The sequence below is a fragment of the Nocardiopsis sp. MT53 genome (genome assembly GCF_019598965.1).
Taxonomy (GTDB): domain Bacteria; phylum Actinomycetota; class Actinomycetes; order Streptosporangiales; family Streptosporangiaceae; genus Nocardiopsis; species Nocardiopsis changdeensis.
Window position 1 is genome coordinate 2,823,831 of the sequence record NZ_CP080599.1, and the last position, 18,002, is coordinate 2,841,832.

General features: G+C 75.5%; 19 protein-coding genes. 5 read left to right on the plus strand and 14 right to left on the minus strand.

Going from position 1 to position 18,002, the window contains the following annotated elements:
* Positions 1 to 6: 6 nt before the first annotated feature.
* From K1J57_RS12580 to K1J57_RS12610, 7 genes are all read right to left on the minus strand, one after another.
* Complete coding sequence (locus tag K1J57_RS12580) at positions 7 to 1,809, minus strand: ABC transporter ATP-binding protein (RefSeq protein WP_220564615.1); 1,803 nt, start codon at positions 1,807 to 1,809, stop codon at positions 7 to 9.
* On the minus strand, positions 1,806 to 2,618 hold the full coding sequence (locus tag K1J57_RS12585) for a class I SAM-dependent methyltransferase (RefSeq protein WP_220564616.1): 813 nt from the start codon (positions 2,616 to 2,618) through the stop codon (positions 1,806 to 1,808). The genes K1J57_RS12580 and K1J57_RS12585 overlap by 4 nt, the downstream gene beginning before the upstream one ends.
* Positions 2,615 to 3,205, minus strand: a complete 591-nt coding sequence (locus K1J57_RS12590; protein ID WP_220564617.1) for a hypothetical protein — start codon at positions 3,203 to 3,205, stop codon at positions 2,615 to 2,617. The genes K1J57_RS12585 and K1J57_RS12590 overlap by 4 nt, the downstream gene beginning before the upstream one ends.
* Positions 3,202 to 5,100: an alpha/beta fold hydrolase gene (locus K1J57_RS12595; RefSeq protein ID WP_220564618.1), complete on the minus strand. Its 1,899-nt coding sequence runs from the start codon at positions 5,098 to 5,100 to the stop codon at positions 3,202 to 3,204. The genes K1J57_RS12590 and K1J57_RS12595 overlap by 4 nt, the downstream gene beginning before the upstream one ends.
* An 81-nt stretch (positions 5,101 to 5,181) precedes the next feature.
* Positions 5,182 to 5,382 (minus strand): hypothetical protein, encoded by a 201-nt coding sequence (locus K1J57_RS12600; RefSeq protein ID WP_220564619.1) that lies wholly within the window; start codon positions 5,380 to 5,382, stop codon positions 5,182 to 5,184.
* A gap of 20 nt (positions 5,383 to 5,402) precedes the next feature.
* Positions 5,403 to 5,594 (minus strand): hypothetical protein, encoded by a 192-nt coding sequence (locus tag K1J57_RS12605; protein WP_220564620.1) that lies wholly within the window; start codon positions 5,592 to 5,594, stop codon positions 5,403 to 5,405.
* Between the two features lie 15 nt (positions 5,595 to 5,609).
* Positions 5,610 to 5,813, minus strand: a complete 204-nt coding sequence (locus K1J57_RS12610; RefSeq protein ID WP_220564621.1) for a hypothetical protein — start codon at positions 5,811 to 5,813, stop codon at positions 5,610 to 5,612.
* A 274-nt stretch (positions 5,814 to 6,087) separates the two neighbouring features.
* Here K1J57_RS12610 and K1J57_RS12615 point away from each other — a divergent pair, with 274 nt between their 5' ends.
* Positions 6,088 to 6,525, plus strand: coding sequence for a CoA-binding protein (locus K1J57_RS12615; RefSeq protein WP_220565490.1), 438 nt, complete (start codon positions 6,088 to 6,090; stop codon positions 6,523 to 6,525).
* A gap of 87 nt (positions 6,526 to 6,612) precedes the next feature.
* Here the strand turns inward: K1J57_RS12615 and K1J57_RS12620 are convergent, their stop codons facing one another.
* Positions 6,613 to 7,179 carry a dihydrofolate reductase family protein gene (locus tag K1J57_RS12620; protein ID WP_220564622.1) on the minus strand — a complete coding sequence of 189 codons (567 nt, stop codon included), beginning with the start codon at positions 7,177 to 7,179 and terminating at the stop codon, positions 6,613 to 6,615.
* Between the two features lie 179 nt (positions 7,180 to 7,358).
* A complete protein-coding gene (locus K1J57_RS12625) occupies positions 7,359 to 8,225 on the minus strand; it encodes a DMT family transporter (RefSeq protein WP_220564623.1) in 867 nt (288 codons plus the stop codon).
* Positions 8,226 to 8,516: 291 nt separating this feature from the next.
* Here K1J57_RS12625 and K1J57_RS12630 point away from each other — a divergent pair, with 291 nt between their 5' ends.
* Both K1J57_RS12630 and K1J57_RS12635 read left to right on the plus strand, forming a co-directional pair.
* Positions 8,517 to 8,717: a hypothetical protein gene (locus K1J57_RS12630; RefSeq protein ID WP_220564624.1), complete on the plus strand. Its 201-nt coding sequence runs from the start codon at positions 8,517 to 8,519 to the stop codon at positions 8,715 to 8,717.
* 429 nt (positions 8,718 to 9,146) lie between these two features.
* The gene (locus tag K1J57_RS12635; RefSeq protein WP_220564625.1) at positions 9,147 to 9,845 is read left to right on the plus strand and encodes a hypothetical protein; all 699 of its coding nucleotides are present in this window, start codon (positions 9,147 to 9,149) and stop codon (positions 9,843 to 9,845) included.
* Positions 9,846 to 9,917: 72 nt separating this feature from the next.
* On the opposite strand, the gene fusA is transcribed toward K1J57_RS12635, so the two are convergent.
* Positions 9,918 to 12,023, minus strand: coding sequence for an elongation factor G (gene fusA, locus K1J57_RS12640; RefSeq protein WP_220564626.1), 2,106 nt, complete (start codon positions 12,021 to 12,023; stop codon positions 9,918 to 9,920).
* A 181-nt stretch (positions 12,024 to 12,204) separates the two neighbouring features.
* Positions 12,205 to 12,399 (minus strand): DUF1918 domain-containing protein, encoded by a 195-nt coding sequence (locus tag K1J57_RS12645; protein WP_220564627.1) that lies wholly within the window; start codon positions 12,397 to 12,399, stop codon positions 12,205 to 12,207.
* Between the two features lie 193 nt (positions 12,400 to 12,592).
* Here K1J57_RS12645 and K1J57_RS12650 point away from each other — a divergent pair, with 193 nt between their 5' ends.
* Together K1J57_RS12650 and K1J57_RS12655 are read left to right on the plus strand one after the other, a co-directional pair.
* Positions 12,593 to 13,510, plus strand: coding sequence for an ABC transporter ATP-binding protein (locus tag K1J57_RS12650; protein WP_220564628.1), 918 nt, complete (start codon positions 12,593 to 12,595; stop codon positions 13,508 to 13,510).
* Positions 13,507 to 14,307 (plus strand): ABC transporter permease, encoded by an 801-nt coding sequence (locus K1J57_RS12655; protein ID WP_220564629.1) that lies wholly within the window; start codon positions 13,507 to 13,509, stop codon positions 14,305 to 14,307. The genes K1J57_RS12650 and K1J57_RS12655 overlap by 4 nt, the downstream gene beginning before the upstream one ends.
* 49 nt (positions 14,308 to 14,356) lie before the next feature.
* Here K1J57_RS12655 and K1J57_RS12660 read toward each other — a convergent pair whose 3' ends face one another.
* The 3 genes from K1J57_RS12660 to K1J57_RS12670 form a co-directional block, all read right to left on the minus strand.
* Positions 14,357 to 15,625: an alpha/beta hydrolase gene (locus K1J57_RS12660; protein ID WP_220564630.1), complete on the minus strand. Its 1,269-nt coding sequence runs from the start codon at positions 15,623 to 15,625 to the stop codon at positions 14,357 to 14,359.
* An 89-nt stretch (positions 15,626 to 15,714) separates the two neighbouring features.
* Positions 15,715 to 16,335: a response regulator transcription factor gene (locus K1J57_RS12665; RefSeq protein ID WP_255647163.1), complete on the minus strand. Its 621-nt coding sequence runs from the start codon at positions 16,333 to 16,335 to the stop codon at positions 15,715 to 15,717.
* Positions 16,336 to 16,401: 66 nt separating this feature from the next.
* Positions 16,402 to 17,997: a sensor histidine kinase gene (locus K1J57_RS12670; RefSeq protein WP_220564631.1), complete on the minus strand. Its 1,596-nt coding sequence runs from the start codon at positions 17,995 to 17,997 to the stop codon at positions 16,402 to 16,404.
* Positions 17,998 to 18,002 lie beyond the last annotated feature (5 nt).

An 18,002-nucleotide genomic window follows, 5' to 3' on the forward strand; every position in this document is an offset into this window, starting at 1 on the left:
GCGGGTTCATACCGAGACTCCTGAACTGTGGGAACCGGTGGGTTCTGGTGTACCCGGTGCCTCCCCGGAGGGGTCGTGCACCAGGGCCGCGGTGGCCAGGCGGCGGTACAGGCCGTCCTCGCGGAGCAGGTCCGTGTGGCGGCCGACGGCCCTGACCCTGCCCCCCTCCAGGACGACGATGCGGTCGGCCTCGGCCACGGTCGAGATGCGGTGGGCGATGGCGACCACGGCGCACCGGCGCGCGATGCGCCGCAGGCTGTCGCGGAGCGCCCCCTCGGCCTCCGCGTCCAGGTGGGCGGTGGCCTCGTCGAGCAGGACGACCTCGGGCCGCCGTACCAGGGCGCGGGCCACGCACAGCCGCTGGCGCTGGCCGCCCGACAAGCCGTTCCCCTGGTCGCCGATGAGCGTGTCCAGCCCGTCGGGCAGGGACGCGACCACTTCGGCCAGCCCCGCCAGCTCGACGGCCTCGCGGACGTCGTTGTCGGTGGCGTCCGGCGCCCCGTACGCGATGTTCTCCCGCAGCGTCCCCGTCATCGCCACACTGTCCTGCTGGACGTAGCCGACCCGGCCGCGGACGTCGGACGTGGGCAGGCGCGCGATGTCGCGGCCGTCCAGCAGCACGCTCCCGCCGCTCGGCCGGTAGAACCGCTCGATGAGCTGGAACACCGTCGTCTTCCCCGCGCCCGAGGGGCCCACCAGGGCGGTGAGGCCGCGGGCCGGGACGGTGAAGGAGACGCCGTCGAGCACGGGGCGGTCCCCGTAGGCGAAGACGACGTCGCGCAGTTCCACGGCGGGGCGGTCGCCGCCGGCCGGGACCGGCGGGGCCGGCGCCGCGACCGCCCCGACGCCGGCGTCCTCCTGCGGGAGCCGGCTCAGCTCGTCCACCCGTTCCAGGGCGGCCCGGCCCTGGAGGTGGGTGCCGATCGAGATGAACACCACGACCAGCGGCGACACGAGGTAGAAGAGGTACATGGTGAACGCGGTGAAGGCGGCCGGGTCCACCGTCCCCGTGGCGACGCGCACCATGCCGATGCCCAGCACGGCCGCCAGCGACGCCTGGAGCCCGACGTTCAGGACCGGGGTGAACAGGGCGTTGAGCACGGTGACGCGGTTGCCGGAGGCGCGGGCCCGGTCGGCCAGGCCGGCCAGCCGCTCCTGCTCGGCGTCCTCGGCGCCCGCCCCCTTGACCGTGGGCAGGGCGGTGAGCACGCGCTGGAGGTCGGCGCCGAACGCGCCGGTGTCCTCCCGGTTGGCCAGGGCCGCGCGGCGCAGCGCCCGCGCCAGCCCGACGCCGCCGAACGCCGCGACGCCCAGGCAGGCCAGGGTGAAGAGCATCAGGCCCGGGTCGGTCCAGGCCATCATGGCCACGCACCCGAGCACGACCATCCCGTTGAGGATGATCTGCGCGAGGCTCTGGGTCAGGGACACCTTCATCAGGGAGGTGTCCCCGACCAGCCTGGTGTGCACGTCGCCCATCCTCTGCCGGTCGAGGTGGGCGAGGTCGGCGCGCAGGACCCTGCCGGAGAGCAGGACCCGCGTGTCGCGGACGATGTTCTCCCCCGCCCGGCCGATGAGCACGCCCTGGGACGACGACAGCACCGCGTCCGCCAGGAACAGGGCCACCAGCAGGACGATGGGGCCGGTGAGCGGCCGGCCCTGCCCGGCGGCCTGGATCAGTCCGGCCAGGAGCGCGGGCTGGGCCAGCGTGGTGACCACCCCCGCGGCGCCCACGGCGATCCCCGCCCCGAGCAGGCGCCGCTGCCCCCGGGCCAGTCCCGCGATGATCCCCTCACCGCGCGGCGCCGTCACCGGCCGCCCCCGTTCCCGGCCGCCGTGTAGCGGCTGATGTGGACGGGGCTGGACGCCTCGTCGAACGCCCCGCCCGACCAGTCGCCCCACCGGGAGACCGGGACCAGCCCGGCCTGCTCCGCGTAGCGGTCCACGTCCTCGGGGGTGGTGAGCCGGGTGATCTCCGTGCCCGGGTGCACGTTCCCGCCCTCGTGCCACAGGTGCGTGGTGTGCCACAGCGTCTGTTCGGGGATGAGGGTGGAGTAGGTCTGCACCCCGGTTCCGGGCTCGGGGTAGGGGATGTAGAACGAGGCCCGCAGGCGGCCCTCGTGCAGGGCCGCCACGAACCCGGGGTTGTGCGTCTCCACGACCAGCGTGCCGCCGGGGGCGAGCCGCCGGGCCGCGCGGAGCACGGCCGCCCGCTGCTCCTCGGGGGTGAGGATCTGGGACAGCGTCCCGCAGACGCAGTAGACCAGCCCGTACCCGGCGCCGTCCTCGTAGACGCGGATGTCCCCGTGGACGGGCCGGACCCGCGCCCCGGTGGAGGCGACCGTCTCCCGCAGCCGGTCGAGCATCTCCGGCGAGGAGTCCACGCCGGTCACCTCGCCGACGAGCGCGGAGAGCGGCACCGCGATCCGGCCCGTCCCCACGCCCAGCTCCAGGGTGGCGCCCCCCGGGTGCAGGCCGGCCAGGGCCGCGGCGGTGACCCGGTCGGAGCCGTCCTGGGGGAAGAGCCGGTCGTAGAAGCGGGCGAACGCGCGCCCGTAGCCGCAGTCCGCGACGGCGCCGGACTCCTCGGTGCCGGTCGCCCATCCGGTGTCGGCGGTCATGCGGGGACTCCTTCCACCCCGCGCGCCGGGGGCCGGCGCAGGGGCGTGTAGGGCGAGACGAAGAGGACCTCGGGCTCCTCGGAGTCGTCGTATCCGGCGTTGCGGGTCAGGGAGAACTGGAAGCCCTTGACGGGGGCGCCCCCGGAGGCGGCGATCACGTCGCCCAGGTGGGAGCACAGGATCCGGTAGGAGGGCAGGGTCCCGGCCGGGCCGAACCCCTTGTCGAGGTGGCGCAGCACCTCGGTCCCCAGGTCGAAGACGGCCTTCTCCGAGCGCCGCTCGGGGTACCAGGCGAACTGCCGCAGGCGGCGGCCGACGATGACCTCCAGCGGGACCCACTCCGACGTCTCGTCGGCCTCGGAGAGCGTTCGGTAGTAGAACTGGAAGTCGTGCCGGGCCGGGGTCGGGGCGAAGAAGCACCAGTTGGGGAAGAGCGTGGACAGCGGGTCCATGCGCCGCACCCGGTTGAACGAGGGGTGCGGGTGCTGGGCGCACATGGTGCCCACCAGCAGGGCCGCGGCGGCCAGGCGGACGAAGCCTCCGGTGCCCCCCAGGAGGGGGCGGCGTGCGGTGGTGCGGGGGGTCATCGCTCCTCCGTCGTGGTCGGTGCGGGGGCGGTCCCGGTGCTCTCGGCCAGGAAGTCCAGCAGGAGCCCGGCCGCCCGGGCCGCGTGGTAGGGGTCGGTCAGCAGGTCGTCGTGGTCGCTGCCGGGGATGACGGCGCAGCGGACGGTCCGGTCGGCGGAGTGCGCGGCGGCGAGTTCGCGGTGCAGCTCCAGGTGGTCGGGGTCGCGCTCCACGGTGTGCTGGGCGGACAGCACCAGGGCGTGCGCGTCCAGGGGCTCCAGCGGGCCGGAGAAGTCGCCGAAGTCCCGCTCCACCGCCTCCCACTCCCGGAGCGCGGCGTTCCACACCCGGGAGTCGACGGTCTCGGTCAGCGCCCGGGCCCGTACCTGGTCGGGCAGGCTGCGCACCCAGGAGGGGGTGGACATGAGCACGCCCATCCCCAGCCGCAGGCTGACCGCCACCGTGCGCAGCGCCCCGCCGACCTTGGCGGAGTTCTCCGCCTGCTGGTTCGACCGGTGCAGCTGGTCGGGGTGCGAGCTGTCGAGGTACACGACACCGTGCACGCGCTCCCCGAGGACGGCCGCGGCCCGGCGCGCGATCTCGCCGCCCAGGGAGTGCCCGGCCAGGACCACCCGGCGCCCTTCGGGCACCGCCCCGGAGACGAGGTCCACCAGGTCGTCGACGGACTCGTCGAGGGTGTAGGGCCCGGTCGCCCCCCGGCGGCTGGCGCCGTAGCCCGCCCTGCCGGGGACGAGCCACTGCCGGCCCTGCTCGTTGAGGGCCCGGGTGTACCAGCTGAAGTGCAGGGGGATCGCGCCGAGGCCGTGCACGAAGACCACGACCGGGTCCGTCCGGTCCGCGGAGGCGGTCCCGTGGTAGGCGATGGTGTTGCCGTGCCGGGTGGTGACCCGGCCTCCCGGTGCCGGGTGGTCCAGGACGGTGGCGCGCCGGTGGGCGGCGACCGCGGCGGACGCGGCCGCGGTGCCCAGCGCCAGCAGCCCCGCCACCGCGGGCAGGCGGTCGTCGCGGTCGGCCGTGGCGGGCAGGGAGCGCGGGGCGCTGGTGTACATCACCATCGGGTACATGGCGGCGAAGGCGGGCAGGAACCGGCCCAGGCCCATGACGACCCCGTTGGCCACGTGGAAGAGGAGGACGGACCCGAGCACCGGCCGGACCAGCGCGCCGCCCCTGGCGTAGAGCACCGGGAAGAGGCACTCCAGGGCCAGGACGCCGTGCGCCACCAGGCGGGAGGCCCGCGGGAACCTCCGGGTCAGCCTCCAGACGCCCTCGTGGCCGTAGGTGCGCGTGCGCATCACCCCCGACAGGGCGTCGCCCGTCCGCCATTCCCGGCCCAGGAGCTTGACCCAGCCGGAGAACAGGTACGAGAGGGCGCACTGCCCGGCCACGTACCACATCAGCGCGTCCTTGACGGCGGGCGAGGAGGAGATCCGGGCCAGGCCGGTCGCGGTCTGCACCACGATCGCCGCCTGGTCCGACCCGTCGGTGCCGTAGCGCAGGGAGGGGTAGAGCAGCGTCCCGCTCACCCCGAGGAAGAGGGCGCCCGCCCCGCGCCAGCGGCCGCGGCCGGGGAGCAGCAGCGCCGAGCCGACCGCGACGCGGGCGGCGTGCAGGGCCGTGGCGGTGCGCCGGTCGGAGGCGAGGTCCAGCACGGCCCGCAGGGGGCGGCCGTAGCCGGCGTACCCGTCGCGGGAGATGGCCCACTCGTTCAGCCGGGAGGGGCCGTGGCGGTGCTGGTCGAACAGGTACTCCGCGCTGGAGACCAGGGAGGTGAGGGCGGAGATCCGCTCGGAGGCCCCGAGGGCCTGGTCGCGGGTGAGGGGGACGGGGCCCAGGAGGGCGGACAGGGCGCGGCCCGCGAGCCTGCGGACTCGCCGGGTTCTGCCGGAGGCGGGCATGGGGGACCTTCCTGTGGGGGAGGGGCGGCGGGGCGGCGCGGTCCGGGGCGTCCGGACGCCCCGGACCGCGGTTCCCGATCGCTACGACATGGGCAGGGTCGGGTGGGTGCTGTTGACGCCGGCGTTGAACGCGTAGATCAGGGCGTAGCCGATGGCGACCCCCGCGGTCACGGCGGGGGTCGCCGTGACCGGGGCCTGCGTGGACACGGACCGGCCGCGGGGGTCGCGGATGTCGATGTCGGCCAGCGAGCCCGGGCGCGAGAGGAAGGAAACGTCGTTCACTGTGGCTCCAGGGGTCCGGACTAGCTCTGAGGCAGGGTCGGGTGGGTGCTGTTGGCGAGGGCGTAGCCCAGGGCCACACCGGCCGCGAGGCCCGCGGTCACGGCGAGGGGGGTCGCCGTGACGGGCGCCGCGCCGAAGCGGATGCTGCCGCCGTCGGTCTCGCTCAGGGCGTCCGCGCCGACAAGGGAGGCGGGGGGAGTCAGGGGGATCACTGCGTCTCCTGGTCTCTAGGAGTGGGGGAGGGTGGGGTGGGTGCCGCCGAGGGCGTTGACGAGGGCGCCCGCGGCGTAGGCGACGACGATCGCCCCGGCCGCCCCCACGACCACGGGGGTCGCCGTGACGGGAAGGCCGGACCGGAACACCCGGCCCTCGGCGTCCTCTTCCAGGGCACCGGGGACGATGCCCCAGTGCGGTCGGACCTGTGTCTGCATGCTCGCTCCTCACCACCGCGCCAGCGCGGTGCGACGTGTTCCGGGGCGCGCCCGGAAGGGGAACGGCCCCCGGGGGTTCCGCGGGGGCCGTTCTCACGATCGCAACGCTCGGTGCCGAAGTGAAGGCGGAACGTCGGCACGAGGCTGCCGCGCGCGGTGCAGCATGATGCAAGGGAGGAGCGCGGTCCCGCTCGGGCTCCGGTGCGGCGGTCGGGTGCCGGGCCGCGGCGGAGGAGGGGGAATCGGCGGGGACGCGGGGCTGTTGTCCACCGACATGACCGAGCCGTGGCTGGACCAGAAGACCATCGACCACCTCCTCGACGAGACCGGGACCTGGGCCGTGGTGGGCCTGTCGAACGACACCGGCCGCACCGCGTACGGCGTCGCCCGGGTGCTCCAGGCGAAGGGCAAGAGGATCGTCCCGATCCACCCGGGGGCCGCGGCCGCGGGGGAGGAGGTCCTGGGCGAGAAGGCCTACGCGACGCTCGCCGAGGCGGCCGACGCCGTCGGCGGCATCGACGTCGTGGACGTCTTCCGCCGGTCCGAGGCGGCCGGGGAGTTCGCCGACCAGGCCGTGGCGATCGGCGCCCGGGGGGTGTGGTTCCAGCTCGGGGTGGTCGACGAGGAGGCGTTCCGGCGGACGGCGGAGGCCGGTGTGCCGATGGTGATGGACACCTGCCCCGCCATCGAGTGGGGCAGGCGCGGCGCCTGACCGGGCCGGGGCCCGGGGCGCGGAGCGGCGCTTCGACGGGGCGGACCCGGGTTCCCGGGGGCGCTCGCAGCCGGCCGCGCGCCGGGGTCAGCGGACGACGTCGAACACCTGCTTCTGCATGCCGTTGGAGTACGCCTCGTGCTCCACGAGCCTGAGCTTGGTCATGTCCTTGTCGGCGTCGCTGAACAGCCGCTTGCCCGCGCCCAGGAGCACCGGGAAGACCAGCAGGTGGTAGCGGTCGACCAGGCCCGCGTCGGCGAGTCCCTGAGCCAGGGTGGAGCTGCCGTGGACGATGATCGGCCCGCCCTCGGTCTCCTTGAGGGCGGCCACGTCGTCCAGCGAGCGCAGGATCGTGGCGGGCCAGCGCTCGTCCTGTTCGGTGAGGGTGGTGGAGACGACGTAGCGGGGCATGGCGTTGTAGCCCTTGAACTCCTCGGTCATCGAGGGCCACACAGGGGCGAAGGCCTCGTAGCTGCGGCGGCCCATCAGCATGGCGGTCGCCTCGTCCTGCTCGGTGGCCTTGATCGCGTAGGCGGCCTCGTCGAACTCGACGGAGTTCACGGTCCAGCCGCTGTTGCGGTAGCCGGACTCTCCGCCCGGGGCCTCCATGACGCCGTCGAGGGAGATGAAGGCGGTGACGATCAGGGTGCGCATGATGTGTTCCTCGTTTCCGTTCGCACGTACACCCTCTCGTCGAACGGCTCCCGCGCGGATCGACACCGCGCCGGAATTTTTTTCCGGAGGTCCTCCTCCCCGGCGCGGACGCACCCCGGTGCCGCCGTACGCGGGGGAGGAGGACCCTCCCCGACCAGGCCCTGCGCGGGCGCGGACGCTCAGGCGGGGTGCGCGGCCGGGGCGGGGAGGCGTGCGGTGAGCAGGGAGATGCCGTAGGCGCAGCCCGCGGCGGCCAGCACCGCCGGGACGAGGCCGATCGGGCCGCCGAGGAAGGACTCGCCCATGAAGGCGATGGCGACGAAGGACGCCGCGACCGGGTTGACGACCGTCGTCACACCGAGCGGCGATCCGAGCTCCATGCCCTGGTAGGCGGCCTGGGCGAGGAACATCCCCAGGACGGCGACGACCGCTGTGCCCGTGGCCGCCGGGTGGGCGAGCGCGGCGGCCCCGTCGGTGCCGATGACGGTGACGGTGGTCTTGGCCAGGGCGGAGGAGACGCCGAAGGCGACCCCCGCCACGGCGGCGAGCAGGTGGCTGCGCCAGGCGGCCGGGCAGCGGCCGGCCGCCCAGGCCCCGGCGGTGAGCAGGGCCAGGGTGCCCAGGGTGACGGCCCACCCGTCGGCGACGGTGAGGGGGTCGCTGCGGCCGTCGGTCACCGACAGGGAGAGCAGGACCGCGACCGAGGCCACGACCAGGACCGCGCCCCCGGTCTGGCGGCGGGTCAGCCGCCGCCCGCCGAGGCGGGTCGCCCAGGGGATCGCGAAGACCAGGGCGAGGACGCCCAGCGGCTGCACCACGGTGAGCGGGGCGAAGGCCAGGGCCGCCACCTGGAAGGCGGCCCGGCCCCCGTTGAGGAGGATCGAGGTCCACCACAGGGGCCGTGCCAGCAGGGACGCGAGGGGGCCGCGTTCGATCAGCGGCTCGGGCACCAGGACGGCCAGCCGCCACTGGGAGACCGCGGCCGCGGCGTAGGCGACGCAGGACAGGGTGCCCAGCAGGGCACCGAGCCATACGTAGGGATCCATATCGGTCATCCTTGCGCGGACGCGCGGACGGTGTCGTCATACCGGGGGATGGTCCCGTGCGTCTTCGGTAGCGGGTCGGGCGGCGGACTCGGGGGCGGGGCGGGCGCCGGCCTCCCCGGGGGTGCGCGGGCCGCGTCGGCGGCCGCGCCGAGGATGCCGGCGTCCGGTCGGGGGAGGCTCGACCTCCCCGCGTGAAAGGTACCCCCGCCGCGGGCTCCGGACTCCGGACGCCGCGCGGCAGTCGGCTAGGATGCGCGGCATGCCCTGCACAGCACCCCTCGGAGCCCGCCGATGAACGCCGCCTCGATCGTGTCCTGGGTGCTCTTCGTCGCCGTCTTCGCGCTGGCGCGCGCGCTCACCCGGGAGCCGTACGCCGACCTGCTCGGCTCCGGGATCTCCGCGTCGCTCGCGTCCTTCGGTACCGCCGCGGCCCTGGGCCTGCTGGTCCTCTTCGCCGTCCAGAGGTTCGCCGCCCGCTCCCGCCGGGAGTGAACCCGGACACCGCGTCCGCGGGCGGCGGGACGGGGCGCGGGAACGCGTCCGAAGACCCCCGCCGATCCGTCCACCGGGTGGCCGGGAGGTAACGGAAGAGCCGCAGCACCAAGGGTTGTGGGTCTTTCCACGGCCGCGGGACCGTAGACTCCTGCGGGTGAGCAGAACGAGTCCGGGTCGGCGCCGGGCACCGCGGGGCGAGGGCGGCCGGCGGCGTGAGGGGATCCTGCGGATCGCCGTCGGGGCCGTCGCGGCGCACGGCCGCGACAGGGCGTCCTCCGCCGGGGCCTGTAGCCGGGCCGGGCTCACCCGGGCGGGCGCCCACTCCTTCGGACATGGTCCGCTCTCCACCGCCACGGACCCGCGCGCCGCCGTCCGCTCCCCCCGCCGTCCGGCCGACGCCGGCCCGTCCACCGGGGAGGGGGAGCGGTGAGGGAGGCGGTCGAGCGCCTGTACGCCGTGTTCGCGCGCCACCGCCTGGCCGCCCGCATCGACGGCTGCCCGCACTGCGTCACGGACGAGGACCAGCGCCTGCTGCGCCGCTCGCCCCTGCGCGAACTCGGCGAGGACGACCTGCGCCGGTTCGTGGCCAAGGTCCTCACGACCTGGGGCGGCGTCGACGACCTGCGCCACTTCCTGCCGCGCATCCTCGACCTCGCCCTTCCCGGCGGCGGGCACATCGACATCGACACGGTGGCCGCCAAACTCGACCTGGCCCGCTGGTGGCAGTGGCCCGCCGACGAGCGCGCCGCCGTCCGCGCCTGCTTCGCCGCCCTGTGGCTGCACACCCTGGACCGCGAGCCCGAGGAGCGCCCCGCCGTCCTGATCCTGGACACGCTGGCCACCGCCTTCGACGACCTGTCCCCGTTCCTGGAGGCCTGGTCGGACCGGCTGCGGCGCTGGGCCGACCACCCCCGGGCCCTGCGCCAGTTCGCCGACACGGCGGGGACCGTGGTGGCCACCTCGCCGACCGTGCGCCACCCCCAGGTGGTGATCTGGCTGCTCGACCTGATCCCCCTGATGGAGACCCTGTTCAAGGAGCTGGAGGACGTGGACGTCGGCCTGGCCGAGTCCGTCCTGGACACCCACGACCAGCTCGTCCTGCTGCGCGCCGCCCTCCGGTCCTGACGGCCCGCGCACGCGTGCCCGCGTGCCCGCACACGAACGGGCCCCGCCCCCCGGAAGGGGACGGGGCCCTGCCTACCGGCCGACCACCGCCGCGGCCACCGCGTCGGGCGCCTGCGCGTAGGAGTCGAACTCCATCACGAAGGACGCCCGGCCCGAGGTCCGGCCGCGCAGGTCGCCCACGTAGCCGAACATCTCCGCCAGCGGCACCGCCGCCGAGACCACGCGGGCCCCGCGCCGCTCCGCCAGCGACCGCACCCGGCCGCGCCGGGCGTTGAGGTCGCCGATGACGTCGCCCATGCAGTCCTCGGGCGTCGTCACCTCCACGGCCATCACCGGTTCCAGCAGCGCCGGGTCGGCCTGGGCCAGGGCCTCCCGCATGGCGTCCAAAGCCACCGTCCGGAAGGCCAGGTCGGAGGAGTCCTCGGTGTGGAACGCCCCGTCCAGCAGGCGCACCCGCACCCCGGTCACCTCGTACCCGGCCAGGACGCCGAGCCGCAGCGCGTCCCGGCAGCCCCTGTCCACGGCGGGGACGAACTCACGCGGCACCCGGCCCCCGGTCACCTCGTCCACGAACTCGTACCCGCCGTCGAACGGCTCGACGGCGATCCGCACCCGGGCGAACTGGCCCCGGCCACCGGTCTGCTTCCGGTGCGTGCGGTCCACCGCCGCGACCGCCCGCCGGATGGTCTCCCGGTAGGCGACGCGCGGACGGCCCACCCGGGCCTCCACTCCGAACTCGCGCAGCAGGCGGGCGACCTGGATCTCCAGGTGCAGCTCGCCCATACCGCCCAGGATGGTCTGGCCGCTCTCGGCGTCGGTGTGCACCCGCAGGGACGGGTCCTCCTCCGACAGCCGGACGACCGCCGACGACAGCCGGTCCCGGTCGGACCGGGACCGCGGCTCCACCGCGACCTCGATGACGGGGTCGGGGAAGTCCATGGAGTCCAGCACGATCGGGTCCGCCGCGTCGCACAGGGTCTCCCCGGTGCCGGTCCGGCGCAGCCCCATGACGGCGACGATGTCGCCGGCGACCGCCGTGGGGACCTCCTCGCGGGTCGCGGCGTGCATGCGGTAGATCTTGCCGATCCTCTCCTTCTCTCCCCGGAGCGGGTTGTACACCCGGTCGCCGGTGTCCAGCCGGCCGGAGTACAGCCGGACGAACGTCAGGCGGCCCAGGTGCGGGTCGCCCGTGATCTTGAAGGCCAGCGCCGCCAGCGGCGCGTCCTCGGACGGAGGGCGTGCGACCGCCGCGCCCGCGTCCCCGGGGCGGACCCCGACCGCCTCCCCCGCGTCGAGCGGGGAGGGCAGGTAGCGGACCACGGCGTCCAGCAGCGGCTGCACCCCCTTGTTCTTGAACGCGGTGCCGCACAGCACCGGCGTCACCGTCACCGGGCCGTCCACCGATCCGACGGTCAGCCGCCGGACCGCCGCGTGCAGCTCCGCCTCGGCGGGCTCCTCGCCCCGCACGTACAGCTCCATCAGCGCTTCGTCGTGCTCGGCGACCGTCTCCAGCAGACGGGCGCGCCAGCGCCGCGCCTCCCCGGCCAGCTCGTCGGGGACGGCGGCGACCTCGTACGCCTCGCCCGGGCCGGCGTCGGCCGGCCACACCAGGGCGCGCATGCCGACCAGGTCGACCACGCCCCGGAAGCCCGCCTCCGCGCCGACCGGCAGGTGCAGCACCAGCGGGACCGCGCCCAGCCGGTCGCCGATCATCTCCACCGTCCGCGCCATGTCCGCGCCGACCCGGTCCATCTTGTTGACGAAGCAGACGCGCGGGACGCCGTAGCGGTCGGCCTGGCGCCACACCGTCTCGGACTGGGGCTCCACGCCGGCCACCGCGTCGAACACCGCGACCGTGCCGTCCAGGACGCGCAGGCACCGCTCCACCTCGACGGTGAAGTCGATGTGGCCGGGGGTGTCGATGAGGTTCACGGTGTGGACCGCGCCGTCGACCGTCCACCGGCAGGTGACCGCCGCCGAGGCGATGGTGATGCCGTGCTCGCGCTCCTCCGGCAGGAAGTCGGTGGCGGTGGTGCCGTCGTGCACCTCGCCGACCTTGTGGGAGGTGCCGGTGTAGTACAGGATGCGCTCGGTGGTGGTGGTCTTGCCCGCGTCGATGTGGGCCATGATCCCGATGTTGCGGACCGAGGCCCGTCCCATCCTTGTGGTGGTGGCCATGTGTCCGTTCCTTTCTGCTCCGTCGGGGCGACCATCGGGCGGTGCGCGCATGCCTGTGCGGCCGTGGGTACGGCCTGCCGCCTGTTGGGAGCGTAGGCGCGGGGGCCCCGGCGGGCCACCGGTTTTCGGACACGCGAAGGGCGGCGGACCCGCGTGGTCCGCCGCCCCCGTGGACGCTCCGTCAGTCGACCGGGCGCCGGGGCTCCACTACCGTGTCCGGCCCCGGGTAGATGAGGCGTTCCGCCCCGTCCGGGAAGCGCACCAGGTAGGGAGGGCCGTCCTCGGCCCCGCGCACCTCGATGATCTCCCCGAGGTGCCGCCCGTCGCCGCTGGTGACCCCGTGCGTGCGCAGGTGGTCGCCGACCTTCGCGTGCATGGTCCTCCCCCGTTTCCGCCGGTCCCCCCGACCGGCCCGTACCGGGGGTCTACCCGGACCCCCTCCCACCCGAACCGGACCCCGGGGCGACCCCTACGCACAAAGGGATAGCCGGGTCCCGACGAACCTCCGATGCGCCGGCGGGCCGGCCGGACGGACGCTGTACGGGACCGACGAGACGAGGAGGCCGCACATGCTGACGGTGCGGGAACTGACCAAGCGCTACGGGGACAGAACGGTGGTGGACGGGCTCACCTTCACGGTGGAGCCCGGCCGCGTGACCGGCTTCCTGGGTCCCAACGGGGCCGGCAAGAGCACCACCATGCGGGTGCTGCTGGGGCTGGCCGCGCCCACGTCCGGAGAGGCGCTGGTCGACGGCCGCCCCTACCGGGACCTGGACCGGCCCGCGCTGCGGGTGGGCGCCCTGCTGTCCACGGGCTCCGCCCACCCCGGGCGCACCGCGCGGGCCCACCTGCGGGCCAAGGCGGTGGGCACCGGTGTCCCGCGGAGCCGGGTGGAGGAGGTGCTGGAACAGGTCGGGCTGTCCGACGCGGCCGACCGGCGGGTGGGCGGCTACTCGCTGGGCATGCGGCAGCGGCTGGGGGTGGCCGACGCGCTGCTGGGGGACCCCGGCGTGCTGGTCTTCGACGAGCCCGTCAACGGACTCGACTTGGACGGGGTGCGGTGGATGCGCGCGCTGGTGCGGCGGATGGCCGACGAGGGCCGCACCGTGTTCGTCTCCAGCCACCTGATGAGCGAGATGGAGGCGGTCGCCGACCACCTCGTGGTCATCGGGCGGGGACGGCTGATCGTCGACGCCCCGCTCACCGAGGTCATCGGCGCGTGGTCGCGCACCCACGTGGAGGTGCGCACTCCCGACCCCGGGACCCTGCGGGAGCGGTTGGAGCGGCGCGGCCCCGCGGTGCGGGTGGAGGACGGGCCCGGCCTGCTGCGGGTGTTCGGCGCCCCGGCGGCCGAGGTCGGCGACCTGGCGTACGAGGCCGGCGTCCGCGTCCACGGCCTGCTGACCAGGGAGGCGTCCCTGGAGCAGGCCTACCTGGAGCTCACCGGCGAGGCCGTGGAGTACGGGTCGACGGGAGGAGCCCGATGAGCGGGACCAGGGGCCGGTACCCGGCCGAGCTGGGCCGGGAGTCCGCCGCGGAGTGGATCCGCCTGACCTCCCTGCGCTCCACCTGGTGGGCGGTGGCCGCGGCCCTGCTCGGGATGGCCGTGTTCGCCGCGCTCATGGGGTTCACCGAGCTGTCGCGGATCGCCGAGAACCCCGACGAGGCCGACTCCCTGGCCTACGCCCGGCTGCTCTCCCAGGGGCACTTCTACCTGGTGCAGTTCACGGTGCTCACCCTGGCCGCGCTGGCCGCCACCGGCGAGTTCGGGGACCGGGGCGTCACCGGGACGCTGCTGGCCCGGCCGGACCGCTCCCTGGTCCTGGCCGCGCGCACGCTGGTGGTGGCGGTCCTGGCCGGGGTGGTCGGTGTCCTGGCCACCGTTGCGGGGGCGGCGGTCCTGGCCGGGTTCATCGGCCGGTACGCGGCCCCGGACCCGGCGGCGCTGGCCGGGACGGCGCTGGGGGCGGGGCTGTGCATGGCGCTGTTCGGTGTCCTGTTCACCGGGGTCGGAACGGCGCTGCGCAGCGCCCCGGGCACGTTCGTGATCGGGTTCCTGCTGCTCCTGGGGCTGCCGATGGTCCTCCAGCTGTCCGGGAACCCGGTGCTGGACGACCTGGCGGCCCTGGCCCCGGGCACCGCGGGGATCGAGTTCTACGCGGGCGGCGATGTCGGTTTCTACACCGCGCCGCACGACGGGCCGGTGAACATCGTCGTGGTGGCGGGGTGGGCGGCCGCCGCCTGGATCGTCGCCCGCGCGGAGTTCCGGGTCCGCGACGTGTGACCGACCGCCGGCGCCCGGCCCGCACGGGCCGGGCGCCGACGCGTTCCCGTCAGTGCTCGGTGACCTCGGTCACCGCGGGCGCCGGGTCCGGCAGCGGGGACGCCCCGCCGCGCAGGTGGTGGTCGAAGAACGCCGCCAGGTGCGCGCGCTGGGCGGCGACCGACTCCTCCGGGTCCACGGTGCCCAGTCCGCCGCGCACCGCGTTCCGCCAGGCCGCCGAGGACGGGGAGAAGGCGTCCTCCAGCTGCGGGGCGATCCACTGGAGGTCCGTGGACGCCATGTGCTCCCCGTCGGACATGTACACCTCCAGGACGGGCGCGCTCGACGCCTCGACGAACAGCCGCCAGTCCGGGGAGTGGTCGGAGTGGTGGGGCAGCCCCTCGTCACCGCTCGCCCCGGCCCCCATCAGGGCGAACGGCCGGGAGGCCCCGGCCAGGGTCGCGTCGGACCACTCCTCGTCGCCCACGTGGTAGGCCAGGCTGCCGTCCATGTTCACGCCGGCGTCGACCCGGTCGTCCACGAGCATCGTCTCCGCCGTCGTCACCCCGCCCAGGGAGTGGCCGAACATGCCCACCCGCTCCATGTCCAGGGCGTCGGCCAGCCCCCGGGGCAGCGGGTGCCCGGAGTCGTCGGCGGCGCCCTCCCCGGCGGCGAACCCCTCCAACCGGTCCAGCACGAACCGGGCGTCGGCCAGGCGCACCCCGCCGGCCAGCCTCCGGTTCCCGGTGTCGTTGGTGGGCAGGGCGGTGCGCAGCAGGCGCCCGTCGGGCAGCTCCACGACGAGTGCCTCGTAGGGGTGGTCCATGGCCGCCACGACGAACCCCTGGGAGGCCAGGTCCTCGCCCAGGGCGGTGTACTGGTGCCGGGACATGCCCATCCCGGGGGAGAAGAGCAGCACCGGCAGGCGCGCGTCCACGGCCTCGGCGTCGAGCCGGGAGGCCGTCCGCGCCCCGGCCGCGTCGACGGCGTCGCGCGGGATCCCGTACTGCTCGAAATCGCGCTTCATCGTCTCGGCGAAGGACGCCGGGACGTACGGCGCGGGCTCCCCGCCGCCCCGGGCCGGGTACCAGACGTCGACCACGACATCGCGGTCCTCGGCGGCCGGGACCCAGGGGTGGCCGCGGTCCGGGTCGACCAGGTGCAGGGTGGTGCGGCCGGTGGGGTGCGGGCCCGTGGGCGCAGGGGGTTGGAGGACGACCGGCTCGGGGTCCGTGACGGCGGACAGCGCGGTCGGCGCGGACAGGGAGGCCGCCAGGACCAGCGCGGCGCACAGCAGGGCGCGGGTCCGGACGGCACGGGGTGTCTGTGAACGTGTCATGCCCGCATGCTCCGCCGCCCCGGCCCCCGGGCGCATCGCCCGGACGGCGGCGGCCGCCTAGGCACAAAGGGGTAGGGGGAGTCCCGGGGTCAGAGCAGCCCGGCCTCGTAGGCCAGGATCGCGGCGCGCACCCGGTTGTCCACGCCGAGCCGGGTCAGGATCGACCCCACGTGCACCTTCACGGTCCCGGCCGCGATGTCGAGCCTGCGGGCGATCTCGTCGTTGGAGCAGCCCTCGCCGACCAGCGCCAGCACCTGGCGTTCGCGGGCGGTGAGCCGGTCCACCCGCTCCCGGGCCCGCGTGCTGCGGGACCGCCGCGGGGAGGAGGCGTCGAGCAGGCCGACCACCCGCCGGGCCACATCGGGGGACAGGTAGGCGCCGCCGTCGGCCACGGCGCGCAGCCCGGCCACCAGCTGGTGCGGGTCGCCGGTCTTGAGCACGAACCCGTCGGCGCCGCCGGACAGCGCACGTTCGATGTAGGCGTCCTCGCCGAACGTGGTCAGCACGACCACCGACGTCGCCGGGTGCGCGGCCGCGATGGCCTCCGCCGCGTCCAGGCCGTTCATCCGCGGCATGCGCACGTCCATGAGCACCAGGTCGGGCTGGTGCTCCGCGGTCAGGGACACCGCCTCGGCGCCGTCGGCCGCCTCGCCCACCACCTCGAACCCGGAGGCGGCGGACAGGATCGCGCGCAGCCCGGCGCGCATCATCGCCTCGTCGTCGGCCAGCAGGACGCGCAGCGTCCGGGTGCCGTTGCCCGTCTCCACGCGCACACCCTACTCGTCGGCCGAGGCCTCCCGGTCGATCTCCTCCTTGGACACCAGGACCCCGTCGGCGAAGCACAGCCGGTACACCGGCGGCAGTCCGTTCTCCTGGTGCACCAGCTGGTACCGGCAGTCGGCCCCGGGCGGCTCCGGCGGCGCGCCGTCCACGGACCGCTCGGGGTAGGCGTACCGGGGCAGCAGCTCCTCGACCTGCGCCCGGGTGTCGCCCACGTGGATCCGCTCGTAGTCCTCGGGGGGCAGCACCGAGTTGCTGCTGTTCCACCACAGCAGGGCGAACCCGGCCCCGACGGCGGGCAGCGCGATGGCGACCGGGATCGCGACCGCGGCGAGCACGCTCCGGCGGGCCCCGGCGCGGGCCTCCTCCCGGGCCAGCCGGATGACGGAGTGCGCGGGGCCCCCGTCCCCGGGTTCGCCGTCGGGGACCTCGGCGCGGACCGCGAACCCGGAGCCGGGGCGGGGTGCGGCGTCCAGGGTCCCGCCCAGGGCGGCCACCTCGGCGCGCAGTGCGGCCAGCCCGGTCCCGGCGCCGGGCACCGCGGGGGCCCCGCCCGGACCGGCGCCGGTGTCGTCCACCTCCACCCGGGTCGGCCCGCCGTCCCGGACGACCCGCACGGTCACCTCGGCACCGGGGGCGTACCGGGCGGCGTTGGTGAGCGCCTCGCGGACCAGCCGCCCCACCGCCCGGCCGCCGGGGGTGCGGGGGTCGGGGTCGGGGCCCTCGCGCAGCAGGCGGACGCGCATGCCCGCCTCGACCGCCCCGGAGACCAGTTCGGCGACCGTCTCCACGTCCTCGCCGGCCGGCCCCTCCCGCAGCACGCCGATGGCCTCGCGCAGCCGCAGTGTGGTGGCGTGCGCGGCCTCGCGCAGCCCGGCGGCGGCCTCGGCGCGCTCGGGGGAGTCCTGCGAGGCCATCTCCAGGGCGGCGGCGCGCACCGCGAGCAGGGCCAGGTCGTGGCCGAGGGAGTCGTGCATGCGGGCGGCGATCCTGGCGCGTTCCCGCAGCCGGGCGCGCTCGGCCTCGGCCGCCCGGGTGCGCTCCATGTGCTCGGCGATCTCCCAGCCGCCCCGGATCAGCCGCGCGCGCTGTTCCAGGTACCGGCCCAGCAGCCAGGGGACGAGCAGCATCGCGACCAGGCCGAGTACCAGGCCGAGCACGTCCACCAGGCCGGACAGCAGGTCGCGGGTTCCGACCCCGGCCATCACGGCGGCGCCCGTGTACAGGGTGAGGACGATCAGGGCAGCCGTCACCGCCATGGAGGCGAAGGGCCCGGGGCGGCCCGAGCGCCGCCCCGCCAGCAGGGCCAGGACCCCCAGGGAGACGAACGGGGAGAGCGGCAGGGACTCGGGCAGGGTCGCCGCCTCCGCGGTGGCGGCCGCCAGGGCGACCGCCGTCGCCGCGTCGGGCCGGCGCCGGGACAGGACCACGGCCGCGGTCAGGGCGAGGAGCAGGGCCCCCGCCTCCCACCACGGGAATCCGCCGTCGAAGCCGGAGAGCTCGGTGACGGTGAGGCCGGCGAGGGCGGCCCACAGCGCCAGGTCGGCCAGGGCGCGGCGCGGGACGGCGGAGCGGTCGGCGGGCGTGCTCATGGCTC